Below are 25,989 nucleotides of genomic sequence, written 5' to 3'. Positions count from 1 at the left end.
CTGAACGGGGGCTTCCTGGAGCGGGGGCGCGAGGCCCCCGTCGGTTCACGTGCGGGTGATGGTCACGCCGCCTTCCACGAACAGGGTCGTACCGGTGACGAAGCTCGCGGCATCGGACGCCAGGTACAGCGCCGACTGGGCGATCTCCTCCGGGCGCGCCATGCGCTTGAGCGCGTGGATGCTCTCGACGAAGGCCTTCTGCTCTGCCGTGGAGGCGGCTGCGCGGCCCATCTCGGTGTCGGTGCCCCCCGGCAGCAGCACGTTGACGCGCAGGCCCTGGGCGCCGTACTCCGCCGCCAGGGTGCGGGTCAGGCCGACCAGGCCGGCCTTGCTCGCCGCGTAGGCGGCCATGCCGGGGAAGCCGACACTGTGGCCGACGAAGGAGGAGGTGAAGATCAGCGAGCCGCCGGGGCGCTTGAGCAGCTCGGGGATCTGGTGGCGCGCGCAGAGGAAGGCGCTGGTCAGGTTGGTGTCGATCGTGTCGTGCCAGCCTTCGACGCTGATATCGGTCACCGCGCCCAGCGCGCCCATGGAGCCGGCGTTGTTGAAGGCGATGTCCAGGCCGCCGAAGCGGCTCACCGCCAGGGCCACGGCTTCACGCATGCAGTGCTCGTCCTTGACGTCGCCGGCCAGGGCCACGGCCACGCCGCCGGCGGCGGTGATCTCGTTCACCAGCCGTTCCAGGGCCTCGCCCCGGCGTGCCACGGCCACCACCTTGGCGCCCTCCTTCGCGAAGAGCTTCGCGGCCTCGAAGCCGATGCCGGAGCTGGCCCCGGTCACGATCGCGGTCTTGTTCGCCAGAATACTCATGTCTCACCTCGTTCCTTGTTGGGTTGTCCCGTGTTTCACGCCTGCTTGGCGGATTCGAACAGCCTGATCAGGCCGTCCAGGTTCTTGCCGAAGGGCGCCTCGCCCTCCTCCACCTTCTCGGCGTATTGCCAGAAGTCGGTGCTGAACATCATTCCGTAGTCGCGCGCCTCGCTGACCGCCTTGAGCTGCACGATCGGGTTGTTGCGCGCGCCACGGACGCCCGGGAGGATCGGCCGGGCGATGGATTCGAAGTAGTCCTTCAGGGTCACTTCGGGGGTGTCCGGGGTCCACACCAGCCACATCATCACGGTCTTGTCGGAGATGTTGAGGAAGCCGTGGATGTGGTTGCGCCGGCCGAAGACCATGGCGCCCTTCTTCATGGGGATCATGCGGATGGTGTCGCGCCCGGAGACGTCCGGCGGGTTGTCCATGTCGGTGTAGGTGCGCGTGCCCATGAGCATCACCACGCCGCCGTCGGGGGCGTAGAACCACTCGTCCGTGCGGGTGTGCACGTGCAGCGGCGGGCCCGAGCCCGGGGGGATCTCCACCTTGGCCATCAGGTAGCGGCCACGGGTGGTCTCGCCGGTCTTGACGAAGCGGATGGAGGCGCCTTCCGGCTCGCCGTTGACCACTTGCGGGTCGGGGTCGTCCTCGATCAGGGCGAAGGCCGCTGCGTTCTCCGCGGCGTCCTCGGCGTAGTCGGATTGCAGGTCCTGCTCCAGCACCGCGCCGACCTCGAAGCCGGCTTCCAGTGAACTCATACATCCTCCTTGCGGGTCGTCGACCCGGTCGTTGATCTAGCCAACCGCACCCAGGACGCCAACCAGCGCCTGGCCTTCCTTCGGGTGCACGGCGCAGCCGTGTCCCACCAGTTTTTCCAGTACTGCGCCGGCGTCTTCCGGCACCTCGTCGCCACGCCAGCCGATGTGCTGGTCAGGACGCACCAGCAACAGGGCGACCCGGTAGCAATCACGTGCACCAGCCGGCAGCTCCACCACCGTCAACGGGATGCCCCGGGCCGCGGCGGCCTCGCGCAGGCGCTCCACCGAGGGCGCATCGGGCCCGACCCGGAGCAGGGTGAAGCCCACGCCGAGCAGGTCGAAGACCGAGCGCCGCGTGCCGTCGCCGGCGGGCAGCCACAGGTGCGGCAGGCGCCCGCCGGGCACGGTGCTGGGCCGGTAGTGCAGCGGGTCGTCCTCCGGTGGCTGGCCCTGTTGCCAGACGATGGGGGAGGCGTCGTAGCGGGCCCCGAGTTCGACGCCGATGGAGGTGAACTGCCCACGGAAGCCACGCAGCGACACCCCGAGCTGCGCGCGCGCCCGGTCGCCCTCGGTGCCCCGGGCCTCGACGGCCGCCGGCACCTCCACCTTGCCCACGCGCTGGGTGAGCTGGCGCGCGGCTTCGGTGTTGCGCAGGGTGACCGGGCGCCGCTCCAGCTCGTAGGACGCCAGCAACCCTTCCCCGGCCCAGCCCTGTACGGCGGCGGCCAGCTTCCAGGCGAGGTTGGCGGCGCCGTCGATGCCGGTGTTCATGCCGAAGCCGCCGGTGGGCGAGAACAGGTGCGTGGCGTCGCCGGCGAGGAACACGCGGCGGTCGGAGAAGCGCTCGGCCACCAGGGCCAGGCCGCCATGCCACACGGCATGGGCCAGCACCTCGACCTCGACGTCGGCACCGACGCCCTGGCGGATGGCGGCGATCACCCGGTCGTCCTGGGGCATCTCGTCATGGGAGCGCGCCTGGGTCATGAGCAGGAACTCGTCCTCGCCATCCAGGCTGATCAGCAGCATGCGCGCGTCGGGCGCCACCACGTTGTACATCCAGGCCTTGCGGTCGGGGAGGATGTCGCGGTGCAGCGCTGGGACACGCACATGGCTGGAGAACATGCGCCCGCTGAGGAAGCCGCCGCTGGAGCCGTCCGGCCCCAGGTAGCCGATGCCGAGGGTGCGGCGGACGAAGCTCTGCCCGCCGTCGCAACCCACCAGGTAGTCGGCGTGCCAGTGCTCCAGGGCTTCGCCGCTGGCGCTCTCCACGGCGATCAGGCGCACGCCGTCGGCGTCCTGCTCGAAGCCGCTGACCCGCCAGCCGAAGCGCAGCTGGATATTGGGCCGGGTGCGGATGTGTTCGAGGAGGAAGCGCTCGACGTACATCTGGTTGGCCCGCAGCAGCGGCTCGGGCACCTGGTCGGTGTCCTCGGCGGCGCGCGCCGCCGCCATGCGCTCGCGCTCGGAGGGCATGTCCAGGCGCGCCAGCTCCCAGGCGTTGAGGCGGGTGAAGTAGGCGACGTCGCGCGGGTGGTCCTCGGGCAGGCCGAGGCGGCGGATGGCCTCCGCCAGGCCCAGGCGCCGGTAGTGCTCCATGGTGCGCGAGTTGTGGGTGTTGCCCTTGGGGTGCCAGCGGGTGTTGCGCTCGCTGTTGAACAGCACCACGGGCACGCCGTGGTGGTCCAGCAACAGCGCGAGCATCATCCCCACGGGGCCACCGCCGACGATGGCCACGGCGGCGTGCTGGGTCTTCTGGCCAGTGCTCACGATGAGGCTCCGTCGCTGCCGGTCAGGCGCCTGCCGGTGCGTGCGCACCCGGCAGGAGCTGGAGGATGTCGTAGCGCGGTGCGCCCGCGCCCTGGCCGGTCACCGAGGCGACCAGGCGCGAGCCGTAGCCGTGTTCGGCGAGCATCGCCTCCAGTGCGCCGCCATCGCCCTGGCTGCTGAAGCCCATGAGCAGCATGCCGCCTTCGGCCAGATGCTCGGGGGCCTCGTCGAGGAAGCGCTTGTGGGCGGCGTAACCCGGGTCGCAGAAGGCGAGCATGATGGACTTGTCGAAGACGTGTTCGGCCTCGACGAAGACGAAGTTGGAGTTCCAGAAGATGACGTCGAAACGCTCGCCCGGCTCCAGTACCTCGAACAGGTCGCCCTGGCGGATCGACATCTTCCCGGTCACGCCATGGCGCGCGGCATTGGCGCGGGTGTTGCGCACGGCCGCCTCGCTGATGTCGCTGGCCACCACCTCGCGGCAGCCCTCCAGGGCGGCGGTGACGGCGGTGACGCCGGCGCCGCAGCCGATCTCCAGCAGGCGCCCGCCCCGGGGGTAGGGCAGGTGGCGGGTGAAGATGCCGGTGGACTGGAAGTGGGTCGGCGGGAATACGCCGTCATGCACCGCGAAACGGCGGCCCATGCATTCGTACTCCGTCTGCCCGTCGGCTTCGGCGGCGGCGAGGCGCTGGCGGACCGACGCCAGTGCGCCGGTCTCGTAGGTTGCTTGGGTCATGCTGGGATTCCTTGTGTGGTGGCGGGCCTGCAGCTCAGAGCCCGTGTCCGGCGGTGGCGAGCTGGCGATGGGCGGGGCGCAGCAGGTGCTGCACCTGCTGCCCTCCCTCCCCGGCCAGCAGGGCCTGGGCGACGCTGCGCAGGTGGCGCTTGAGCACCTTGCCGGTGGCGCCTACGGGCAGGAACGCCAGGTCGCTGACCACGGCGACGGCGATGAAGCCTTCCGCCACCAGCGCGCCACGCGACGCTGCGGCCTCGTGCAGGGTGCGCAGCACCCGGGCGGCGATGGCCGATGCGTCGGTCGCGCCGCGTTCGGGCAGCACCAGGGCGAGCAGGCCGACGCCGCCGCTGCGGGCCGGGTCGACACCGACCACGGTGACATCGCATACGCCCTCCACCTGCTGCGCCGCTTCCTCCAGCTGCAGGGTGTGCAGGGCACCGGCGGGCGAGTCGATGACGTCCACCGCGCGGTCGATCTGGAAGAACTCGCCGTCCTTGCAGAAGGCGATGTCGCCGGTGAGGAAGTAGCCGCCGCGCCAGGCGTCGACGGTCTTCTGCGGCTGCTTCCAGTAGCCGGAGGTGACGGTGGGCGAGCGCACGGCGAGCAGGCCGACCTCGCCCGGCTGCACCTCGTCGCCGCTGAGCGGGTCGAGCACCTTGGCCACGGCGATGTCCACCGGGCGGCCGATGCAGCGCTGCGCGGCGACGGCACCGAGGCTGGACTCGCTGCGGAACAGCGCCATGCCCAGCTCGGAGCTGCCGAAGGCGTCGATGAAGCGCGACTGCGGCGCGCCTTCGAGGATCCGGCGGATGTGGCTCTGGTGCGAGGCGTCGCCCATGGCGAACCAGCGGCGCACGGCGGGGAACTCGTCATGGGCGATGCCACCCTCGACCAGCAGCACGTAGCTGCGCGGGAACGCAGCGACCGTGGTGGGTGCGAAACGCTGGATGGCGTCGCGCAGCGCCTGGCCCTGCTGGGTGCCGAGGACGAAGGTGGGAATGCCGTGGAGGATGGCGGTTTCCAGGTGGCTGATGGCCGCCGAGTGGGATTGCGGCAGGGCGCTGAGGAAGCGCTCGTCCGGGCCCTCGGCGAAGCGTCCGATACGGGCGCGCTTGCCCATGAAGAACTGCCGGTGTTCGAAGCGCACCGCCTTGGGCAGGCCGGTGGTGCCGGAGGTGTGGCTGAGCATCACCAGGGTGGAATCCTCCGGCTCCAGCGGCCACCAGGCGGGCATGCGCGGTGCCGGGTCGAGGGCCGTGCGGGTGACATCCAGCACCGGGCGGCCGGCGTCGCGCCACTGCCGGGCGAAGTCACTGGCCACCAGGGTGGCGGTGTCGGTCACCAGCCGCTCGAAGCCGTTCTCGTCCATGTAGGCGATGCCGAACTCCGCGGGCATCGCCGGGTTCATCAGCGAGATCGCCGCGCCCAGGCTGGTCAGCGCCAGGTAGTGCAGCAGCGGGGAGAGGCCGTCCTCGACCGTGACCGCGACGACGTCGCCGGGCTTCACGCCCTGTTCCAGGTACCAGGCGGCCAGGGCCATGCGGTGGTGCTGCAGGTCATTGAGCGCGAGGGCGCTGATCGGCGTGCCGCGCAGCAGGGTCAATGGCTTGTCCAGGTACAGGAAGGGTTCGTCGGGCGTGGTGCTCAGCGCCAGGCAGCGATCGAGGAAGTTGCCACTGCCGAGCGAGGCATCGCCGCGCAGCGTCTGCAGGGCCTCCGCACTCATCAGGGTGCTGGCGGCACCGAGGGGCTGGGCGCTGGGGCCCTGTGCCAGCTCGGTGAGCATGGCCATGCGCAGGTGCACCATCTCCTCGCCGATGGCGATGACGCGGGCGCGCAGGTAGGGACGCTCGACGAGCATGCGGTCGATGATCTCGCGCATGACGATGGCGTGGTCCTCGTCCTCCTCGATGTGCAGGACGAAGAAGTGCTCGGCCTCGCGCGGGGCGTTGTGGCTGCGCAGGGCGTCGAGCACCGGGCCGTAGATCAGCGGGACTATGGCTTCGGCGCCGAGGCACAGGGCTGCCAGGCCGTCGATCGGATCGCTGCTGCGGCAGTGGCGGAACATGCCGTCGATCAGCTGGCGGGTGCCGGGCAGCAGGGGGCGGCTGCGCGGCGGGGCCGACATCAGGTCCATGGAGCGGCGGTACAGCTCGGCGTGGGAGATGTCGACGCTGTCGCCGCCGGACAGTTCCTCGGTGAGGTTGCAGGACAGCGACTTGAACTCGCCCTGGTCGGCGATGCTGCCCATCAGCGCGCAGAGGTAGCGAGTGAAGTACTGCGAGTAGTAGTGGTGCTGGATGAGGAAGTGGCGCACCAGGTCGAGGCTGACCGCGCCGTTGCGGCAGGCCACGAGGAAGGGGTTGGCGTTGAGCCGGCTCAGCAGCCCTTCGGGGAAGAGGTCCTTCCACAGCGGCGAGAGCACGTATTCGTTGCGGGCACCGGTGGGCGCCGCGTTGTCGTCGAGGTAATCCATTGACCTGTCACCCTGGGTTGACCGCTTGTGGCGGTCGCGTGGAGTTGAGTTCCGTTCACACGGCGCGACTGAGGTATTCCGTCTCGCCCTTGATGCAGTCCGCCAGGCGCCTCAGCAGTTCGAGGGGGCGCGGGTGCTGGAAGACGTTGCGCCCGACGCACAGGCCGGCGGCGCCGCTGGCGAGGATGGAGCGGGTCAGCCCCAGCAGGCGTTCGTCTTCGGTGCGCTCGCCACCGGCGAAGAAGATGCGGATGTCGCGGCAGTGGGTTTCCACCAGCTCGGTGCAGTCGCTGGCGGATTCGGGCATGGCCAGCTTCACCGCGTCCGATCCGAGTTCGGCCACCACCCGTACCAGGTGGCTGAGGCGCTTCTGCCGGTCCGCGGCAGAGAGGCCCCGCGCCTTGTCGTAGAGCATGGTGAGGATGGGGAAGCCGGCACTGTGGGCGGCGTCGGTCATGGCACCGAGCAGGGCGACGTTGTGCTGGAAGTTGTCCTCGGTGAAGTTGATCTGGATCGACACCGCATCGGCACCCAGCTCCAGCGCCGTGTCGATGCTCGACACCATGATCTTGGTGTCGGGCTCGGGGGCGATGCTGGCCATGCCGTTGAGGTGCAGGATCACCCCGGTGGAGGGGTGCAGCATGTCGCGCAGGATCAGCCGCTCGATCAGGCCCTTGTGGCCGATCACCGCGCTGATGTGGTCGCTGGCGATCCATTTTTCGAAATCGGCGGTCTGGGTCATGCCGGCGATGGGCCCGAGGGTCAGGCCGTGGTCGATGGGCACGATCAATCCGCGCCGCGAGGACGGGAACAGCAGGCGCCGCTCCCTCAGTACTCTGCTGACGTAGCTCATGGCGCGCCCCTATTTCTCGATGATCGATTCGTTGATCTTGATGCCGACGTGGCGGCCGGGCTCGGTGACGTAGCCGAGGACCTTGTCGCCGGGCTTGAGCTCGGAGATGTTCAGCGGCTTGGCGGAGTCGGAGAAGATGCGCACGTGCCAGTCGTCCTGCATGAGGACGTTGACCCGCTCCTTGCCGGGGAACTCGACCTCGATCAGGCGCAGCGGACGCTGCTCGATCTTCATCCGGCCGACGGCGGCGCGGCGCACGCGGCCCTTGGAGTTGACGATCATGATCGGCGAGCCGGCCTTCAGCTCGCTCATGTAGTCGGTGCGGTTGTCGGTGTTGAACACGTAGGAGTGCACGGCGCCGGCGTTGACGCGGAACGGGCGCAGCTCCATGTAGGGCAGGAAGTAGACCTCGGGGCAGCACAGCACACCGCCCTGGGAGGTGCTGCCGACCAGCATGCCCTCGTCGGGCTCGAACAGGGTGGAGGCGTCGATGCAGGCGCGGTAGCCCATGCCCACCGGGCGGCTTTCGATCACGGTGCCGACCTGGATGTCGAGGTTGGCGTAGCTCTGCGCCTGGGACATGCGGGCGAGGAACTCGCTCATCACGCCGTGATCGCGCGGGGAGAAGATCACCCCTTCGGCGCCGTATTCCATCACCCCGTAGGAGACGATCGCGTCGTCGACGTCGGTCGGTGCCTTGATCTCCTTCATCAGCACGGTGGAAGTGGATTGCAGCGAGGCGATGACCAGCTCCAGGGGGATGTTGGTGGGGTCGCGGAAGAGGATCCACAGGTAGTTGAAGCGCAAACCCTGGTCGATGGAGGCCAGCAGGCTGTCGCGGTCGTCGACGTAGCTGGTGAAGCAGGTGAGCAGGCCGTCGCGGCCCAGGTCGGCCAGGACCTCGGCATCGTTGTAGGCGACGGAGCGGTTGCGGGCGGCGGCGCCTTTCTTGAATTCCTCGAACTGCGGGCTTTCGCGGAAGGCCTTGATCTCGGCCGCGTTGCGCAGGCGCAGCACGGCATGCATGCGCGAGGGGACGGCGGGGAGCAGTTCGGCGAGGTTGTCCATGTAGAGGACGATGCCGGTGTAGAGGGAGTTGATGACACGGACGAAGATGCCGTCGTCGGGGCGGCGCTTGGCCAGCTGGGCGCTGTCGAACCAGACCAGCTGGCTGTCGTTGGCGGTGCGCTTGTTCTCGCCGTTGCTTCTGATGTTGGCGAGTCGCACCGACGTTCGCTTGGATACCGTTTCGGGGGTCTCGAAGGCCTGGTCGGCGGCGTCCTCGCGGATCACCGGGACCTCCTTGCCTTTCACCCCTGCGCTTGCGTTGCTCATGTTCCCTCCAGGCTGCGAGCCATTCCATTCAGGTTGGTCATGTAGAGGCATCCAGAAACCCGCGACGCAGAGCATCTGCATCGCACTACCAGGGTCGGGAGGTCCTCTCCCGCTGGAGCCTTTCTCGTGCACCCGGCGCGGTAGTGCGTCTGGGTAACCGTGCGGAAAGCCGGCGGGGACGAACGGTTCGTAACCGCCTGCTTTTGCGTGGAGCGGAGTCTTTCCCAGGGGCAGTGGCGAGGAAAGACCATGTGGGCGCTGGGGTATTCGCTGAGGGGGATCGGCCGCAGGCAGACACAGGAGGTCCGTCCGTAGACCCGGCCGGGGCGGGCGGAAAACCGGGAAACGGGTCGCGGGACGGGCGGACAGCCAGTCCCGTGGAGTCGGACGCCAGACCCAAAAAGAATGCACCGACCTGCGACATCACGCCGCAGGCACGAGCGAGGCACGCGACCTCGGGACCCTGAAGGTCTGGAGCCAGTGCGCACAGGTAGAAGGGGGGAGCGGAAACGAAAAAGCCCACCGCGATGGGTGGGCTTCTCGTGGAAGCGGGTGGCCTGCTGGCTACCGCGCATTCCTGAATATGGTGGGTCGTGTAGGATTCGAACCTACGACCAATTGGTTAAAAGCCAACTGCTCTACCGACTGAGCTAACGACCCATATGTAAGGAGTGGTCGGGGTAGAGAGATTCGAACTCCCGACATCCTGCTCCCAAAGCAGGCGCGCTACCGGACTGCGCTATACCCCGTTTGGAAGTTGGCTCCGCGACCTGGACTCGAACCAGGGACCCAATGATTAACAGTCATTTGCTCTACCGACTGAGCTATCGCGGAACTTCAGCTTTCCAATCTCATCCGCTGCAAACCGTGGTTCGCTGCATCTGAGGCGCGCCATTTTACGTTTCCAGAACGAGCTGTCAACCCCTGAAAAGCGAATTTATACAATGCTTTGCAGTTGCCGGGCCGGCTGCTATATCTGCCTTTCCCAGATCACTTACAGGACCCGCCGGCCAAACGGCCCCGGCAGGACAGTCCATGAGCACCCAGGACACCCCTCCTCCACCCCGCCCTCCAGCCATTCTCGCCAGTCGTGGCATCCAGCCGCGCTTCGGCGATCTGGTGCAGAGCTGCCGCAAGCTGGTGATGAATCGCCTGGCCGAACACCTGACCGGCGTTTTCGCCCAGGTCGACGACACCCTGTTCGAATGTGCCGAGAAGGCCGAGAACAACCAGGTCCAGACGCTGTTCTTCGACAGCATGCGTGACGTGCGCAAGCAACGGCCGCAGATAGAACGTGCCTACCACCAGCGGATCGCCCAGCGGTTCGCCGAGTTCCTCGACGGCACCTTCAAGCCGGAGACGGCTGCCGAACTGGACGCCGATCACCTGGAGCTGGTGCAGAACGAGGTCTATGAAGAAAGCCTGCTGGTCACCAACATGGTCAGCCGGGTCAAGGCCCGCTGCGCGCAGTCGCTGTTCGCCCTCGACCAGCGCCTGGGCCTGCTCAACAACGGCAAGAAGCTCGGCGAGGACAGCAACCCCTTCGGCCCGCAGGCGATCGCCCAGGCGTTTCGCGATGCCCTGGAACCCACGCCTTTCCCGCTGCGGATCAAGACAATCCTCTACATGCTCTTCGACCAGCATGTGATGCAGAGCCTGGACACGCTTTATGACGCGCTCAACAAGCGTCTTGTAGAAGCCGGCGTGCTGCCCAACCTCAAGTACAGCGCCCAGCGCGCCCAGGGCGTCACCCGCAGCACGCCGGTGGACGGCCAGAGCGCAGCCACCCGCAGCAGCCAGAGCGCACCGACCGCGCCGCTGCCACCACCGCCGACCGACCTCGGTGCACCTCCGCCACTGGACCCGGGCGCCCTGTTCAGTGGCCTGGCCGTACTGCTGGAGGAGCACCGTCAGCGCAACCTCGATACGCCGCTGCTCGGCGGCACCCCCAGCATCGCCAGCTACGCGCCGCGGGGCGCCACGCGCACCTACAGCGCGGCGGAGTTGCTGGAAGCGCTCAACCGCCTGCAGCAGCAGTCGGCCCACGAACTCGCCTCGCGCCTGCAGCAGCCGCAGCGGGTCGACGGGCTCAAGGCCGACCTGCAAGAGCAACTGGAAACCCACAGCAGCCTCCCGGGGCAGCAGAAGCTCTCGGACCAGGAAGCGGATGTCATCGACCTGGTGGGCATGCTCTTCGACTTCATCCTCGACGACGACAACCTGCCGGACAGCTGCAAGACCGCCCTTTCCCACCTGCACACGCCTTATCTGAAGGTGGCGCTGCAGGACAAGGCGCTGTTCACCCAGCACCACCACCCCGCCCGACGCCTGCTCAACACCATGGCCCAGGCCGGCGTGCTCTATGGCGGCGAAGGCGAGGAGCGCGGGCTGCTGGCGAAGATGCAGTGGGTGGTCGAGCGGATCATCCACGGCTTCATCGGCGACCTGCAGCTGTTCGACAGCCTGCTGGAGGAGTTCAACGAATACGTCGCCACCCTGCGCCACAAGGTGGAACTGCGCGAGCGCCGCGCAGTGGAAGCGGCCAAGGGTCGCGACAAGCTGCTCAGCGCCCGCCAGCAGGCGGTCGACGCCATCGCCCGGGTGCTGGCCGGGCGCGAGCCGCCGAGCATCATCCGCAACTTCCTCGAACAGACCTGGAGCGACGTGCTGGTCTTCGTCCTCCTGCGCCACGGCGACCGTGGCCCGGAATGGCAGCGCTCGCGGGAAGTGGCCGAGCAACTGGCCTGGAGCGGCACGCCACTGGATGCCAAGGGCCGCGAGCGCCTGCAGGGCCTGCGCGTGGCGCTGCTGGAGGACCTGCGCAAGGGCCTGGAGCTGCTCGGTGGCTACCACGAGGACGGCATCCGCCGCCTGTTGCAGGACCTGGTTGCCTGCCAGCACGCCGTGCAGGGCCAGCAGCCGCAACTGGCAGCCCAGATCAACCCGGACCTGCCCAAGAGCCCGCTCAGCGAGATGCTCGGCGAGGACGCCGGCCTGCTGGCCCCGGCGCGCCCGTCGGGCCTGTCGCCTCGTGCCCAGTTGCTGGTCAAGGAGCTGGAGAGCCTGGAGTTCAACACCTGGTTCGAATTCGTCGAGGAGGGCCAGGGGCGCAAGCTCAAGCTCTCCTGGTACAGCCCGACCACGCGCAACTACATGTTCGTCGACCACAGCGGCCAGCGCGTCGCCATCAAGCCCATCACGCTGCTGGCCAGCGAGATGGAACAGGGGCTGGCCCGCATCATCGCCCCGGAACACAACGCACCGCTGGTGGACCGTGCGCTGGGCGCCATCTACCGCGTCCTGCAGCGCTTCACCGGCCGCAGTGCCGAGCCGAGCTAAGGAGTCCCCATGGAAGACCGCCGACATCACAGCCGCCACGCCACGGAACTCCAACTGGAGGTCTACGACCTGCATACCGCCCAGCGCCTGGGCCGGGTGGTGGACCTTTCCGCAGACGGGTTCATGCTGTTCAGCGAATCGCCGCTGGCCAGCGACTCGGTATGGGAATGCCGCATCGTCTCGGTCACGCCGGTGGAAGGCGTCACCGAGGTGCGCCTGGGCGCCGACTGCCTGTGGAGCCGCCCCGGTGCCGATGGGCAGCACAGCTGGGCCGGCTTCCACATCATCGACCTGGCGGAAGACCAGGCGGCCGCCCTGGAGGTGCTGCTGCGGCACATCTGATTCCCGCTCCAATGAAAAAGCCCCGCGATGCGGGGCTTTTCTTTACCGGCTCCTGGGTCAGTCGAAGACGATCTCCTCGCCTTCCACCTTGGCGTTGATGGCGATGCCCGGGGCGAACTTGCCGGCCAGGATCAGTTGCGCCAGGGGGTTCTCGATCCAGCGCTGGATGGCGCGCTTGAGCGGGCGAGCACCGTAGACCGGGTCGTAGCCGACGGCGATCAGCTTGTCCATCGCCTCGCTGGAAAGCTCCAGGTTCAGTTCCCGCTCGGCCAGGCGCTTGCGCAGGCGCTGCAGCTGGATCTCGGCGATGCCGGCGATCTGCTCGCGGGCCAGCGGCTCGAACACCACCACCTCGTCGATGCGGTTGATGAACTCGGGACGGAAGTGGTTGCCCACCGCATCCATCACCGCCGCGCGTTGGGCCTCGCGATCCCCCACCAGCTCCTGGATCTGCGCGGAGCCGAGGTTGGAGGTCATCACCACCACGGTGTTGCGGAAATCCACGGTACGCCCGTGGCTGTCGGTGAGGCGACCATCCTCCAACACCTGCAGGAGGATGTTGAAGACGTCCGGGTGGGCTTTCTCCACTTCGTCCAGCAGCACCACCGAGTAGGGTTTGCGGCGCACGGCCTCGGTCAGGTAGCCGCCCTCCTCGTAGCCGACGTAGCCGGGCGGCGCGCCGATGAGCCGGGCCACGGAGTGCTTCTCCATGAACTCGGACATATCGATGCGCACCAGCGCCTCCTCGGTGTCGAAGAGGAACTCGGCCAGCGCCTTGCACAGCTCGGTCTTGCCGACGCCGGTCGGGCCGAGGAAGAGGAAGGAGCCGCTGGGCCGGTTCGGATCGGACAGCCCCGCACGCGAGCGGCGCACGGCATTGGATACGGCGACGACCGCCTCGTCCTGGCCGATCAGGCGCTTGTGCAGCACGGATTCCATCTTCAGCAGCTTCTCGCGCTCGCCTTCGAGCATCTTCGATACCGGGATGCCGGTCCACTTGGACACGACCTCGGCGATCTCCTCGTCGGTGACCTTGTTGCGCAGCAGCTGGTTCTCGGTCTTGCCGTGCTGGTCGACCATCTGCAGGCTGCGTTCGAGGTCGGGGATGATGCCGTACTGCAATTCGGCCATGCGCTGCAGGTCACCCTTGCGACGGGCGGCCTCCATGTCAAGGCGGGCCTGTTCGATCTTCTGCTGGATCTGCGCCGAGCCCTGTACCTCGGCCTTCTCGGACTTCCAGATCTCCTCCAGGTCGGCGTACTCGCGTTCCAGGCGGGCGATATCGTCCTTGAGCTTTTCGAGGCGCTTGAGGGCGGCGTCGTCGTCCTCCTTCTTCAGGGCCTCCTGCTCGATCTTCAGCTGGATCAGGCGGCGTTCCAGGCGGTCCAGGGCTTCGGGCTTGGAGTCGATCTCCATGCGGATGCGGCTCGCGGCCTCGTCGATCAGGTCGATGGCCTTGTCCGGCAGCTGGCGGTCGGTGATGTAGCGGTGCGACAGCTTGGCGGCGGCGACGATGGCGCCGTCGGTGATGGTCACGCCATGGTGCACCTCGTAGCGCTCCTTGAGGCCTCGGAGGATGGCGATGGTGTCTTCCTCGCTGGGCTCGTCCACCAGGACCTTCTGGAAGCGGCGCTCGAGGGCGGCGTCCTTCTCGATGTACTGGCGGTATTCGTCCAGGGTGGTGGCGCCGACGCAGTGCAGCTCACCACGGGACAGCGCGGGCTTGAGCATGTTGCCGGCGTCCATCGCGCCCTCGGCCTTGCCGGCGCCGACCATGGTGTGCAGTTCGTCGATGAACAGGATGATGCGGCCTTCCTGCTTGGACAGCTCGTTGAGCACCGCCTTGAGGCGCTCCTCGAACTCGCCGCGGAACTTGGCGCCGGCGATCAGCGCGCCCATGTCCAGGGACAGCAGGCGCTTGTCCTTGAGGCCATCCGGCACCTCGCCATTGACGATGCGCTGGGCCAGGCCCTCGGCAATGGCGGTCTTGCCGACGCCGGGCTCGCCGATCAGCACGGGGTTGTTCTTGGTGCGGCGTTGCAGGACCTGGATGGTGCGACGGATCTCGTCGTCACGGCCGATCACCGGGTCGAGCTTGCCGTCCTCGGCGCGCTTGGTCAGGTCGACGGTGTACTTGTCCAGCGCCTGGCGGGATTCCTCGACATTGGGGTCGTTGACCGCCTGGCCACCGCGCAGGTTGGCGATGGCGTTCTCCAGCGCCTTGCGGGTCACGCCCTGGCCGAGCAGCAGCTTGCCGAGCTTGGTGTTCTCGTCCATGGCGGCGAGCAGCACGAGTTCGCTGGAGATGAACTGGTCACCCTTCTGCTGGGACAGGCGGTCGGCCTGGTTGAGCAGGCGCGCCAGGTCCTGGGACAGGTTAACGTCGCCGGTGGGGTTCTGGATCTTCGGCAACCCGTCCAGCTCCTTGGTCAGGGCGCTTCGCAGGGCAGCGATGTCGAAGCCCACCTGCATCAGCAGGGGCTTGATGGAGCCGCCCTGCTGGTCGAGCAGGGCGAGTATCAGGTGAAACGGTTCGATGGCCGGGTGATCGTGGCCCACGGCCTGGGACTGGGCATCGGATAGCGCCAGTTGCAGCTTGCTGGTCAAACGGTCGATTCGCATGAGGGCAGTCCTTCCTTTAAAGAGCGGGCTGGAGCGATGAAGGCCCCGAAGACGAGAAGCCCGCCGAGATGCAGTCTAGATAAGGACGATTCTGGGCGATTCAAGCCGGCGGACCTTGACTCGGGTCAGTCCGCGACGGCCGGCGGCGGGGAAATACGCCGGGGTGGGTCAGTCGGCGAGCCAGACGAGGCTGGCGAAACGGCCGGTGCGGGAGGCGCGGCGGTAGGAGAAGAAACGCGGGTCGCTGACGGTGCACAGGCCACCGCCGTAGACGGCGGTCACGCCACGCGCGGCCAGGCGGAGGCGCGCCAGGGCATAGATGTCGGCGATCAGCCGGCCTTCATTGTGGCTGGGTCGGAAAGCGGCTGCGGCCTGTGGATGCTGGGCGACGAAGGTGTCGCGCACTTCCGGGCCGACCTCGAAGGCGTCGACGCCGATGGCCGGTCCGAGCCAGACCAGTACCTGGTCCGCCGGGCGGTCGAGGGCATCGAGGGTCGCTTCGAGCACGCCGTTGGCCAACCCGCGCCAACCGGCATGGGCTGCGGCGACACGGGAGCCGGCGCGGTCGCAGAACAGGGCGGGCAGGCAATCGGCGGTCATCACCAGGCTGGCGATACCGGGCGTCGAACTCCAGCTGGCGTCGGCCACCTCGACACGCGAAGGATCGGCCTCGACCACGCGCACGCCGTGCACCTGGCTGAGCCAGGCGGGCTGGCAGCCGAGGGCGCTGACCAGCCGTGCGCGGTTGTGCGCCACGGCGGCGGGATCATCGTCGACGTGATCGCCGAGATTGAAACTGTCGAAGGGTGCCTGGCTGCAACCGCCGGCACGGGTGGTGACGCGGGCACGGACCCGCGCGGGGGCGGGCCAGTCGGGCGTCAGCCAGTCATCCATCAGGTGAAGGACTCGTGGTCCTGGCGCAACAGGGTCAGCAGCCAGACCATGTCGTCAGGCAGCGGCGATTCCCACTTCATGCGCGCGCCGGTCACCGGATGATCGAGTTCGAGGAAGCGGGCATGCAGGGCCTGGCGGGGGAAGTCCTTGAGGGTCTGGACCAGCGTGGGGCTGGCGGCCGGCGGGATGCGGAAGCGCCCCCCGTAGACGGGGTCGCCCACCAGCGGGAAGTTCACGTAGGACATGTGCACGCGGATCTGGTGCGTGCGGCCGGTTTCCAGCTTGACCCGTGCATGGGTGTGCGAGCGGAACCGCTCCAGCACGCGATAGTGGCTGACCGCAGGCTTGCCGCCGGCCACCACGCCCATGCGCTGGCGCTGCTGCGAACTGCGACCGATGGGAGCATCGACCTTGCCGCCAGCGGTGATCACGCCGACCACGATGGCCTCGTAGATGCGGCTGACGGTGCGGGCCTGGAGCTGCGCCACCAGCTTGGTGTGCGCTTCCAGGGTCTTGGCCACGACCATCAGGCCGGTGGTGTCCTTGTCCAGGCGATGCACGATGCCGGCACGCGGCACGTTGGCCAGGTCCGGAACATGGTGCAGCAGGGCGTTCAGCAAGGTGCCATCGGCATGCCCCGCAGCGGGGTGGACAACCAGCCCGGCAGGCTTGTCCAGCACCAGCAGTTGGTCGTCTTCGAAGACGATGTTCAGCGCGATGTCCTGAGCCACCCACTCGCCCTGGGATTCCTGCTCGGCATTGAGCTCCAGCAAGGAACCACCATGGACGGTGTCGCGCGGGCGCAGCACCTGGCCGTCGACCGTGAGCAGCCCGTCCTTTATCCAGGCGGACAGGCGCGAACGCGAATGCTCGTCGAAGAGCTGTGCAGCGACCTGATCGAGGCGTTGCCCGCCCAGTTCGGACGGCACCTCGGCGCTGAGTTGGATGACCTGCTTGATAATTGGGGGCATGCTCGAAAACGGCGGGGGCGCAGCCTTTGGTTTCGGCCACGCGCTTGTGGTTAAATACGGCGTCTTTGTCCTGGGGGAGCCCAGGGCGCCCATCATAACAGGACGGCTCCGCCCAAGACAGCCAGCCGTCACAGGGACGCAAGCCGCTATGCAAGTGAAACACCTGCTGCTGATCGCCATTCTCGCCCTTACCGCCGCCTGCTCCTCCAAAGAAGTGGTGGACGAGAACCTGAGCGAGTCCGAGCTGTACCAGCAGGCTCAGGCCGACCTGGACAACAAGAGCTATACCAGCGCCGTATCCAAGCTCAAGGCCCTCGAGTCCCGCTATCCGTTCGGTCGTTATGCCGAGCAAGCCCAACTGGAACTGATCTACGCCTACTACAAGAACGTCGAGCCCGAGGCCGCCAAGTCCGCCGCCGAGCGTTTCATCCGCCTGCATCCGCAGCACGCCAACGTCGACTACGCCTATTACCTGAAGGGCCTGGCCTCCTTCGACCAGGACCGTGGCCTGCTCGCCCGCTTCCTGCCGCTGGACATGACCAAGCGCGACCCGGGTGCGGCCCGCGACTCCTACAACGAGTTCGCCCAGCTGACCACTCGCTACCCCCACAGCCGCTACGCGCCCGACGCCAAGCAGCGCATGATCTACCTGCGCAACCTGCTGGCCGCCTATGAAATCCATGTCGCCCACTACTACCTGACCCGCCAGGCCTACGTCGCCGCCGCCAACCGTGGTCGCTATGTGGTGGAGAACTTCCAGGAAACCCCGTCCGTCGGTGACGGCCTGGCCGTGATGGTCGAGGCCTACCAGCGCCTGAGCCTGAACGACCTGGCTGCAACCAGCCTGGAAACCCTGAAGCTCAACTACCCCGACCACCCGAACCTGGTCGATGGCCAGTTCGTGCCGCGCGAGGAAGAGGCCGACAACCGCTCCTGGCTGGCCAAGGCGACCCTCGGGCTGATCGAGAGCGAGCCGCCGCTGCCCCCGGGCGAGACCCGCGCCAACCAGGACGTGATCAAGCAGTACGAAGACGCCCAGGAAGAAATCCCGGATGAGCTCAAACCCGAGAACCAGCAGGAAGTGCAGGAAGAACAGCACGAAGCGGAAGCCAACAGCAGCGGCGACCGCTCCTGGTTCAGCTACATGACCTTCGGCGTTTTCGACTGAGAACGACCACGGCGATCGAAGAAGAGGCCTGCGGGCCTCTTTTTTTGTCCCGATGAAAGTGCCCCTCCCGCTCCAGGCATCGCCAGGGGACCTGACGCACAGCTCTCAGCCTCCCCGCTGTGCGCGGGCCACCGGCTTGGCTAAACTGCGCTCCTTTCAATGACAAGTGAGCTCGCCGGGATGATCCGCCTGCTGTTCTGGATTGTTGTGATCTTCGCCGCTGTCTGGGTCTGGCGCCGGATGAAGGCACCACCAGCCCCGCGCCCGCAGAAACCCACGGACGAGGCTGCCAGCCCGATGGTGCGATGCAGCCAGTGCGGCGTGCATGTGCCGCAGGCCCATGCGCTGGCCAATGGCGAGCGCTGGTACTGCAGCCGCGCCCACCTGGAACAGGACACCACCAGCGGTGAGCGGTGAGTCGACGGTCCTGGGCGGGCAGCCGGCGCGGCGCATCTTCCGCCTCTACAACCTCTACCGGCTGATCATCGGCCTCGCACTGGTCGGGCTGATCTCCAGCGAGCTGGACAGCGAACTGCTCGACCTCGCCCGTGCGCAACTGTTCCGCAACGCCTGCTGGTTCTACCTGCTGCTGAACATCCTGATCGCCCTGATGGTCCGCCATCCGAAACACATGCTGCAGGTGTTCAGCCTGGCACTCGTGGACGTGATCCTGCTGTCCTGCCTGTTCTATGCGGCCGGCGGTACGCCCAGCGGCATCGGCAACCTGGTGATAGTCGCGGTGGCCATCGCCAACATCCTGCTCCGGGGCCGGGTCGGCCTGCTGATCGCCGCCGTCGCCACCATCGGCATGATCTACCTGACCTTCTACCTCAGCCTCAGCCGCCCGGAAGTCGCCAACCAGTACGTACAGGCCGGTGCGCTCGGCGCCCTCTGCTTCGCCGCCGCCCTCTTCGTCCAGGGCATCAGCAAACGCCTGCAACTGAGCGAGACCCTGGCGGAAAAGCGCGCCGCCGACGTCGCCAACCTCGAGGCACTCAACGCCCTGATCCTGCAACGGATGCGCACCGGCATCCTGGTGCTCGACGCGCAACACCGCGTGCTCCTGGCCAACCAGGGCGCCCAGACCCTGCTGGGCCGCGATGACCTCGCCGGGCGCATCATCGACCCGCAGAGCCCGGAACTGGTCAAGCGCCTCCAGCAATGGATGGACAACCCGGCCCTGCGTCCGCAGAGCCTGCAGGCCACGCCCGAAGGCCCGGTGCTGCAACCCAGTTTCGTACCGCTGCAACGGGGCGAGCAACGCGACACCCTGATCTTCCTCGAAGACATCTCGCAGATCGCCCAGCAGGCGCAACAGCTCAAGCTCGCCTCCCTCGGCCGCCTGACCGCCGGCATCGCCCATGAGATACGCAACCCCCTGGGCGCCATCAGCCATGCGGCCCAACTGCTGCAGGAATCGGAAGAGCTGACCGGGCCAGACCGACGCCTGGCGCAGATCATCCAGGACCAGTCGAGACGCATGAACCTGGTGATCGAGAACGTCCTGCAGCTGTCACGCCGCCGCCAGTCGGAACCCCAGCTGCTCGATCTGAAGTACTGGCTGCACCGCTTCGCCAGCGAATTCCGCAACGCATCCGGCCCCGGCCAGACGCTGCACATCGAGACCAACAGCGGCACCATCCAGACCCGCATGGACCCGCACCAGCTGACCCAGGTACTGACCAACCTGGTACAGAACGGTCTGCGCTACAGTTTTCAGAAGAACAAGGTCGGACAGGTCTGGCTTCGCCTATTCCGTGATCCGGAAAGCGACCTGCCCATCCTGGAGATCATGGATGATGGAGCCGGGGTGCCGCCCGAGCAGGTGCAGCACATCTTCGAACCCTTCTACACGACTGAAAGCAAGGGTACCGGGCTCGGCCTGTACATCTCGCGCGAGCTGTGCGAGAGCAACCAGGCCCGCCTCGACTACCGCCCACGCGAAACCGGCGGCAGCTGTTTTCGCATTACCTTTGCCCACCCGCGCAAATTGAGCTGACCATGACCAGACAGAGAGCACTCATCGTCGACGACGAGCCCGATATCCGCGAGCTGCTGGAGATCACCCTCGGCCGTATGAAGCTGGATACCCGCAGCGCCCGCAACGTCAAGGAAGCCCGTGAACTCCTCGCCGCCGAACCCTTCGACCTGTGCCTGACCGACATGCGCCTGCCGGACGGCACCGGCCTCGACCTCGTGCAGCACATCCAGCAGCGCCATCCGCAGGTCCCGGTGGCGATGATCACCGCCTATGGCAGCCTGGACACCGCCGTCAACGCACTGAAGGCCGGCGCTTTCGACTTCCTCACCAAGCCGGTGGACCTCGGCCGGCTTCGCGAGCTGGTCGCCGCAGCCCTGCGCCTGCGCACCAGCGGCAGCGGCGACACGCCGATGGACAATCGCCTGCTCGGCGACTCACCGCCGATGAAGGCACTGCGCAACCAGATCCAGAAGCTCGCGCGCAGCCAGGCCCCCGTCTACATCAGCGGTGAGTCCGGCAGCGGCAAGGAACTGGTGGCGCGCATGATCCACGAGCAGGGCCCGCGCCACGAAGACCCCTTCGTACCGGTCAACTGCGGCGCCATCCCCTCGGAACTGATGGAAAGCGAGTTCTTCGGCCACAAGAAAGGCAGCTTCACCGGCGCCATCGAAGACAAGATCGGCCTGTTCCAGGCAGCCCATGGCGGCACCCTGTTCCTGGACGAAGTGGCAGACCTGCCCCTGCCCATGCAGGTGAAACTGCTGCGTGCCATCCAGGAAAAGGCCATACGCACCATAGGCGGCCAGCAGGAAGTGGTGGTGGACGTGCGCATTCTCAGCGCCACCCACAAGGACCTGGCTGCCGAAGTGGCGGCCGGGCGCTTCCGCCAGGACCTCTACTACCGCCTGAACGTCATCGAACTCAGCGTCCCCCCGCTGCGCGAGCGCCGCGAGGACATCCCGCAACTGGCCGATGTGATGCTCAAGCGCCTGGCTGCGGACAGCGCTGCGGCCAGCATCACCCGCGATGCCATGGAAAAGCTCAAGAGCTATCGCTTCCCCGGCAACGTCCGCGAGCTGGAAAACATGCTCGAGCGGGCCTACACGCTGTGCGACAACGACCAGATCCAGCCGGAGGACCTGCGCCTGGCCGACGCGCCCGCACCGTCGGAAAGCGGCGAGGCCGACCTGGCGCATGTCAGCAACCTCGAGGATTACCTGGAAGAGATCGAGCGCAAGCTCATCATGCAGGCCCTGGAGGAAACCCGCTGGAACCGCACCGCCGCAGCCCAGCGCCTGGGCCTGACCTTCCGCTCGATGCGCTACCGCCTGAAGAAACTGGGGATCGACTGATCCCCAGCGGCATCAGGCCTGCGGTTTCAGGCGCGCTTCCGGGGCATAGGGCGCGGGGTCGACGATGGGCTCGCGCCCCAGCATCAGGTCGGTGAGCAGCCGGCAGGACGCGGGCGCCAGCACCAGTCCATTGCGGTAATGACCGCAGTTCAGCCAGAGCCCATCGAAACCGGGCACAGGCCCGATGAAGGGAATGCCGTCGGGCGACCCCGGCCGCAATCCGGCCCAATGGCCGACCACCTCGGCCTCCGCCAGCGCCGGCAGCATCTCGATGGCCGACGCCCTCAGGCTTTCCAGTGCGGCCTCGGTCGGCGTCTTGTCGAAGCCTTCATGCTCCAGGGTGCTGCCCACCAGGATGTGACCGTCGCGCCGCGGAATCGCATAGCGCCCCTTGGCCAGTACCATGCTCGGCAGGAAGTCCTCGGCGCATTTGAACAGGATCATCTGTCCCTTCACCGGCTCCACGGGCAAATCGAGCCCCAGAGTCGCCAGCAACTCCCCACTCCAGGCGCCGGCACAGAGCACCACGCGATCCGCACGGACCTCTCCCTGCGAGGTGCGAACCCCGACGACACGCCCGCCTTCCTGGATGAAACCATCCACGGCGCAATCTTCGCGGAGAGTGACATTGGGCAATTGAAGCAGGGCCTCGCGCAACGCACGGGTAAGGCGCGGATTGCGGACATTGGCGACGTCGGCCATGTGGATGGCCGTTGAATAAGCGTCGGCCAGTGGGGGAACCGCTGCCTTGACCGAGCCGATAGAGACGCGGGAAATCGGACGCTTGCGCCCTGCGGCCCACGCCAGGGCTTGCGCTTCATCCTCGAGGTCGAGCCAATACAGACCGGTTCTATGGACTTCGGGGTCGATCCCGGTTTGCCGCAGCAATGCCTGACCCAGGGGCGGGTAGAAATCCTGCGACCAATGAGCCAGAGCCGTCACTGCATCGCTGTAACGCCACGGATAAAGCGGCGATACAATTCCACCACCCGCCCAGGACGACTCCCTTCCGACCCGCTGACGCTCGATGAGCACGACGCTCTCTTGTTCAGCGAGCTCAAGGGCAGTCAACAGCCCTATGGCCCCACCACCAACGATCAGGACAGACACCACAGCCTCCTCTTAGAAGCTCCAGGGAAATGGAGAGTAAAAACATGGATGTACGCAAGCACCACGGACTCAGTCTGCTCGAACAACTCATCTGCCTGGCCAGCGCTGCCACCTTGCTCACCCTTGGCGTGCCAACACTGAATCGCATGCACCACCAGCACAAGCTGTATTCCTTCGCCAGCGAACTCGCCCACTCCATCCAGTTCGCTCGGCACCACGCTTTCGCGCATAACGTCCGCACCACCCTGTGCCCACTGGATGCCGGCAATCAATGCTCCAGGGACTGGAGCGGCACCCTGAGCATTTTCGAAGACGAAGCAGGCAAGCGAGAGTTGCGTAGCGAGGAGGACCTCATGCGGATTCTCGAGCTGCCGGAAGGGCTGGAACTCACCTGGCGAGGCATGGGCGGTGGCCATGCGCTTCACTTCAACGCCCAAGGACAGACCTACGTGAGCAACGGCACATTTCTCATGAAATCAATGACATTCGGCACGAGCAGGCGAATCGTCATTAACCGCCAAGGCCGTGTACTTCTTAAAGAGGCAGAAGAATAGTCTGAATGGTCGGCCAGGAATACCGCTCGTGCCCGACTCATAGCCGACCATCCCAGGATGTTTGAGCTTGCATCCCCGGCTCGCTAGCTTACAGGCTGAGCAGAGGGAGCTTTCATGGAACGTACACGCGGGTTCAGTTTGATCGAGTTGATGGTGACCGTCATCATCCTGGGGATAGTGGCCGCCATCGCCCTCCCCAACCTTACGGGCTTCATCATCCGCCAACGCGTAGGGGGGCAGGCGAGCGAATTGATGAACGCGCTGGTATTCGCTCGCGTGGAAGCCACCAAGCTGAATGCCAATGTGGTCGTTCTGCCAGCAGCGAACAATGAAGACGGCTGGACCAATGGCTGGTGTGTCGGCACGACCGCCATCAACAACTGCAGCGATTCTGCCGTGATCCGCAGCTTCCAGGGATCACCTAGCGACGTACAGATCAACGCGCCCTATCTCCAGGCCACCAACCGGCTGACATTCCGCCGCGACGGCACCCTGTTGTCCGGCATCAGCGCCCAGGCATTCAAGGTCACCTCCAGCAAACTCAAGGCCGACGACGCCACTGCACGCTGCGTCTACGTGAACGCCATGGGCAAAGCCTCCATCAAGAAGGTCAATCGCGATGCAGATTGCTAATTCCACCCGCCAGCAACTGGGTGCCTCACTGATCGAGGTGCTGATCGCTCTGGTAATCTTCGCCGTCGGCCTGCTCGGCTTCGCAGCCCTGCAGCTCAATGCACTGCAAAGCTCAGGCGATAGCAGCCAGCGCACCCAGGCCACCTGGGTGATACAGGAGCTCGCGGAGCGCATCCGTTCCAACCCGGAAGCCTCGCTGGCCAACTACACCTCAGCGCCAAATTGCAGCAACCTGCCCGCCCAGCGCTGTGCTGACTACTACGACCCCATCAGTGGTGCCAAGGTCAACGCAACCAACTGCACGGCTGCACAGATGGCAGCGTTCGACCGCTGGGAGGCGCAGTGCCCCTACAGCGGTAACAGCACCTATACGGCTAACGCTACGGCTCGAGAAGGCCGTTACAACAGCCGAGACTTCATGGCGCTCGCCGCGAGCGGCACCCCTCCCCTGGCCGTCGTCGCCTCTGGCACTCAGCTCACGATCACGGCGAACTGGCAGAGCAAGGCAGAGAAGAACTCCAGCGGACAGAACCTGTCCGGAAGCGTGCAGGTGCAACGATGAATAACAAGTCCTCCTATCACCTATCCAAGCGCCAGGCTGGCCTGAGCCTGGTCGAGCTGATGATCGGCCTGACCCTTGGGCTGATCCTGCTGCTCGGTGTGATCCAGGTATTCATCGCCAGCAAACAGACGTTCGCCACCAACGACGCCATGTCCAAGCTTCAGGAGAATGGACGCTTCGGGCTCGAGTTCATCAGCCAGAGCGCCAGACTGGGCGGTTACCTGTCTCCAGGCGCCCCGCTGGATCGCCCCCTGCCCATCGAGAAAGAGGGCTGCGGCGTCGGTAACTCCAGTAATAACCCTTGCGCTCTGAACGGTAGTGCAAGCGCATCGGACGTCGTCAGTTTCACGTTCGAGCCCCCGATCATCGAAGGGGTAAAACGCGACTGCACCGGCGCTACCGTGCCCGATAACAACCTGGTTACCAACACCTATTTCATTCTCGCCGCAGACGCCGATAACCCGCTGCCATCATTGGCTTGCAAGTCGTTCAACAGGACGACCAACGCCGTCCTCAGCCCGCAACAGCGGCTCATCGACGGCATTGATGCCCTGCAGGTGCAGTACGGTGTGGATAGCGCCGGGGACTCCAAGAGCGTCAATCAATTCGTGTCCTCGGACCGTGTAACCAACTGGACCAAGGTCATCGCCGTTCGCATCGCCCTGCTAGCCAACTCGGTCGATGTCCTGAACCCGGCACCGCCGCAGCGCAACTTCTATCTGCTGGATGCGGCTCCGCTCTCATTCAACGATGGGCGGGCGCGGCAAGTGTTCACCACCACCATCCAGTTCAAGAACAACTACTGAGGCCTGACGATGAAAGCAGTCTCCCCTCTCGCCTCCCAGGCCGGCGCCACCCTAATAGTGGCCCTGGTGTTCCTGGTGGTACTGACCGCTGCCGGAATCACGGCCGTTCGCTTTGCAACGAACGATGAACGTATGGCCAGCAGCAATCAGTTCCGCAATACGGCCTTCCAGGCAAGCCAGACGGAAATCCGCGCGCAACTCCTGCGCTTCAACGTCGTAGCCAATCGTCAACCCTTGATGTCCGCAATGGAGGCAACCGCCGTCACCAGCCCCTCCAGCTCGCCCAACGGCGAGTCGAATGCGACCATCATCGCGCGCTTCCCCAATCTTCGTGAACTGCAGACCCTGACGGCGCGGACCGCCACGAGCGCGATACCTCAAACGCCCAAGCTACGCAGCATGGGTGATCTGGATTGCGCCAGTTTCGGCCAGGGCTATTCCTTCGGTAACTACACCTGCCGCCAGTATGAAGTGAGAAACGTCGCGACCATCGGTACCAGCGGCGCCTATTCCGACCAGACCCAGGGCCTGGTTTTCTTCAACCTCAAATAAGCTTCGGGGCCAGATATGAACCTGTACGCAAAGCTGAGCGCCGTTGCCTTGTTGGCAGCCACTTTCGCTGCATCGACTTCAGCAGATGAAACCCAAGAAGCGCCTCCCAAGTATGTCGAAAGCGCCATCATCATCCTCAACCTGACCAACAAGGCTGATGAAGGAGCCACGGGATATCTCCTCGCCACTCCCTGCACCGGGTGCGAGCCGCTAAAGATGCAAGTGACAAGTCAGACCGCCCTCTACCTTCAAGGCGAGCCCAGCAGCTTTTCTCAATTGGGCATGAAAATCGACTGGCAAGGCTCCGTGTTCTATGAGCCGGGCACGCCACCGGTCGTCACCGAACTTTTCCTGAATTAAGTCCG

Annotated in this window: 23 protein-coding genes and 3 tRNA genes; 12 read left to right on the top strand and 14 right to left on the bottom strand. The window is 66.1% G+C overall.

What is annotated here, in order from left to right; all coding sequences use genetic code 11:
• Positions 1 to 45: 45 nt before the first annotated feature.
• From DMX10_RS03345 to DMX10_RS03300, 10 genes are all read right to left on the bottom strand, one after another.
• Entirely contained in the window at positions 46 to 810 is a 765-nt protein-coding gene (locus tag DMX10_RS03345; RefSeq protein WP_111259771.1) for an SDR family oxidoreductase, read from the bottom strand.
• 35 nt (positions 811 to 845) lie between these two features.
• Positions 846 to 1,571, bottom strand: a complete 726-nt coding sequence (locus DMX10_RS03340; RefSeq protein ID WP_111259770.1) for a cupin domain-containing protein — start codon at positions 1,569 to 1,571, stop codon at positions 846 to 848.
• A 36-nt stretch (positions 1,572 to 1,607) separates the two neighbouring features.
• The gene (locus tag DMX10_RS03335) at positions 1,608 to 3,338 is read right to left on the bottom strand and encodes an FAD-dependent monooxygenase (protein ID WP_111259769.1); all 1,731 of its coding nucleotides are present in this window, start codon (positions 3,336 to 3,338) and stop codon (positions 1,608 to 1,610) included.
• 22 nt (positions 3,339 to 3,360) lie between these two features.
• Complete coding sequence (locus tag DMX10_RS03330; RefSeq protein ID WP_111259768.1) at positions 3,361 to 4,074, bottom strand: class I SAM-dependent methyltransferase; 714 nt, start codon at positions 4,072 to 4,074, stop codon at positions 3,361 to 3,363.
• A gap of 34 nt (positions 4,075 to 4,108) precedes the next feature.
• Positions 4,109 to 6,550, bottom strand: coding sequence for an AMP-binding protein (locus tag DMX10_RS03325; protein WP_111259767.1), 2,442 nt, complete (start codon positions 6,548 to 6,550; stop codon positions 4,109 to 4,111).
• A gap of 55 nt (positions 6,551 to 6,605) precedes the next feature.
• Positions 6,606 to 7,403, bottom strand: a complete 798-nt coding sequence (locus tag DMX10_RS03320; RefSeq protein ID WP_111259766.1) for a class I fructose-bisphosphate aldolase — start codon at positions 7,401 to 7,403, stop codon at positions 6,606 to 6,608.
• Between the two features lie 9 nt (positions 7,404 to 7,412).
• Positions 7,413 to 8,738 carry a 3-dehydroquinate synthase II gene (locus DMX10_RS03315; RefSeq protein WP_111259765.1) on the bottom strand — a complete coding sequence of 442 codons (1,326 nt, stop codon included), beginning with the start codon at positions 8,736 to 8,738 and terminating at the stop codon, positions 7,413 to 7,415.
• A 584-nt stretch (positions 8,739 to 9,322) separates the two neighbouring features.
• A tRNA-Lys gene (locus DMX10_RS03310) sits at positions 9,323 to 9,398 on the bottom strand.
• A gap of 12 nt (positions 9,399 to 9,410) precedes the next feature.
• Positions 9,411 to 9,487 (bottom strand) — tRNA-Pro (locus DMX10_RS03305).
• A gap of 9 nt (positions 9,488 to 9,496) precedes the next feature.
• Positions 9,497 to 9,572: transfer RNA gene (locus DMX10_RS03300), tRNA-Asn, on the bottom strand.
• A 201-nt stretch (positions 9,573 to 9,773) separates the two neighbouring features.
• Here DMX10_RS03300 and DMX10_RS03295 point away from each other — a divergent pair.
• Together DMX10_RS03295 and DMX10_RS03290 are read left to right on the top strand one after the other, a co-directional pair.
• A complete protein-coding gene (locus DMX10_RS03295) occupies positions 9,774 to 12,077 on the top strand; it encodes a DUF1631 domain-containing protein (protein WP_111259764.1) in 2,304 nt (767 codons plus the stop codon).
• 9 nt (positions 12,078 to 12,086) lie between these two features.
• Positions 12,087 to 12,419: a PilZ domain-containing protein gene (locus DMX10_RS03290; RefSeq protein ID WP_111259763.1), complete on the top strand. Its 333-nt coding sequence runs from the start codon at positions 12,087 to 12,089 to the stop codon at positions 12,417 to 12,419.
• A 57-nt stretch (positions 12,420 to 12,476) separates the two neighbouring features.
• On the opposite strand, the gene clpB is transcribed toward DMX10_RS03290, so the two are convergent.
• From clpB to rluD, 3 genes are all read right to left on the bottom strand, one after another.
• Positions 12,477 to 15,041 carry an ATP-dependent chaperone ClpB gene (gene clpB / locus DMX10_RS03285; protein WP_111259762.1) on the bottom strand — a complete coding sequence of 855 codons (2,565 nt, stop codon included), beginning with the start codon at positions 15,039 to 15,041 and terminating at the stop codon, positions 12,477 to 12,479.
• A 168-nt stretch (positions 15,042 to 15,209) separates the two neighbouring features.
• A complete protein-coding gene (pgeF, locus tag DMX10_RS03280) occupies positions 15,210 to 15,935 on the bottom strand; it encodes a peptidoglycan editing factor PgeF (RefSeq protein WP_111259761.1) in 726 nt (241 codons plus the stop codon).
• A complete protein-coding gene (gene rluD / locus DMX10_RS03275) occupies positions 15,935 to 16,906 on the bottom strand; it encodes a 23S rRNA pseudouridine(1911/1915/1917) synthase RluD (RefSeq protein WP_111259760.1) in 972 nt (323 codons plus the stop codon). The genes pgeF and rluD overlap by 1 nt, the downstream gene beginning before the upstream one ends.
• Positions 16,907 to 17,054: 148 nt before the next feature.
• Between rluD and DMX10_RS03270 the strand changes: the two genes are divergently transcribed.
• The 4 genes from DMX10_RS03270 to DMX10_RS03255 all read left to right on the top strand — a co-directional run bounded on the left by DMX10_RS03270 (position 17,055) and on the right by DMX10_RS03255 (position 21,407).
• On the top strand, positions 17,055 to 18,074 hold the full coding sequence (locus DMX10_RS03270; protein WP_111259759.1) for an outer membrane protein assembly factor BamD: 1,020 nt from the start codon (positions 17,055 to 17,057) through the stop codon (positions 18,072 to 18,074).
• Between the two features lie 180 nt (positions 18,075 to 18,254).
• Positions 18,255 to 18,491, top strand: coding sequence for a PP0621 family protein (locus DMX10_RS03265; protein ID WP_111259758.1), 237 nt, complete (start codon positions 18,255 to 18,257; stop codon positions 18,489 to 18,491).
• Positions 18,481 to 20,073 carry a PAS domain-containing sensor histidine kinase gene (locus DMX10_RS03260; RefSeq protein ID WP_236204761.1) on the top strand — a complete coding sequence of 531 codons (1,593 nt, stop codon included), beginning with the start codon at positions 18,481 to 18,483 and terminating at the stop codon, positions 20,071 to 20,073. Before DMX10_RS03265 ends, DMX10_RS03260 begins: the two co-directional genes overlap by 11 nt.
• A gap of 2 nt (positions 20,074 to 20,075) precedes the next feature.
• Positions 20,076 to 21,407, top strand: coding sequence for a sigma-54 dependent transcriptional regulator (locus DMX10_RS03255; protein WP_111259756.1), 1,332 nt, complete (start codon positions 20,076 to 20,078; stop codon positions 21,405 to 21,407).
• Between the two features lie 12 nt (positions 21,408 to 21,419).
• On the opposite strand, the gene thiO is transcribed toward DMX10_RS03255, so the two are convergent.
• Complete coding sequence (thiO, locus tag DMX10_RS03250) at positions 21,420 to 22,517, bottom strand: glycine oxidase ThiO (protein WP_256604746.1); 1,098 nt, start codon at positions 22,515 to 22,517, stop codon at positions 21,420 to 21,422.
• 44 nt (positions 22,518 to 22,561) lie between these two features.
• On the opposite strand from thiO, the gene DMX10_RS03245 reads away from it, so the two are divergent.
• From DMX10_RS03245 to DMX10_RS03220, 6 genes are all read left to right on the top strand, one after another.
• Positions 22,562 to 23,071 (top strand): GspH/FimT family pseudopilin, encoded by a 510-nt coding sequence (locus DMX10_RS03245; protein WP_158545565.1) that lies wholly within the window; start codon positions 22,562 to 22,564, stop codon positions 23,069 to 23,071.
• 114 nt (positions 23,072 to 23,185) lie between these two features.
• Positions 23,186 to 23,704 carry a GspH/FimT family pseudopilin gene (locus DMX10_RS03240; RefSeq protein ID WP_111259754.1) on the top strand — a complete coding sequence of 173 codons (519 nt, stop codon included), beginning with the start codon at positions 23,186 to 23,188 and terminating at the stop codon, positions 23,702 to 23,704.
• The gene (gene pilV / locus DMX10_RS03235) at positions 23,691 to 24,266 is read left to right on the top strand and encodes a type IV pilus modification protein PilV (protein WP_111259753.1); all 576 of its coding nucleotides are present in this window, start codon (positions 23,691 to 23,693) and stop codon (positions 24,264 to 24,266) included. The genes DMX10_RS03240 and pilV overlap by 14 nt, the downstream gene beginning before the upstream one ends.
• Positions 24,263 to 25,072: a PilW family protein gene (locus DMX10_RS03230; protein ID WP_111259752.1), complete on the top strand. Its 810-nt coding sequence runs from the start codon at positions 24,263 to 24,265 to the stop codon at positions 25,070 to 25,072. The genes pilV and DMX10_RS03230 overlap by 4 nt, the downstream gene beginning before the upstream one ends.
• A 9-nt stretch (positions 25,073 to 25,081) precedes the next feature.
• Positions 25,082 to 25,624, top strand: coding sequence for a PilX N-terminal domain-containing pilus assembly protein (locus DMX10_RS03225; RefSeq protein WP_111259751.1), 543 nt, complete (start codon positions 25,082 to 25,084; stop codon positions 25,622 to 25,624).
• A gap of 15 nt (positions 25,625 to 25,639) precedes the next feature.
• Positions 25,640 to 25,984, top strand: a complete 345-nt coding sequence (locus DMX10_RS03220) for a hypothetical protein (protein ID WP_111259750.1) — start codon at positions 25,640 to 25,642, stop codon at positions 25,982 to 25,984.
• Positions 25,985 to 25,989 lie beyond the last annotated feature (5 nt).

The organism is Pseudomonas sp. 57B-090624 (genome assembly GCF_003234055.1).
Taxonomy (GTDB): domain Bacteria; phylum Pseudomonadota; class Gammaproteobacteria; order Pseudomonadales; family Pseudomonadaceae; genus Metapseudomonas; species Metapseudomonas tohonis.
This window is presented reverse-complemented; position numbering and strand designations above follow the sequence as displayed.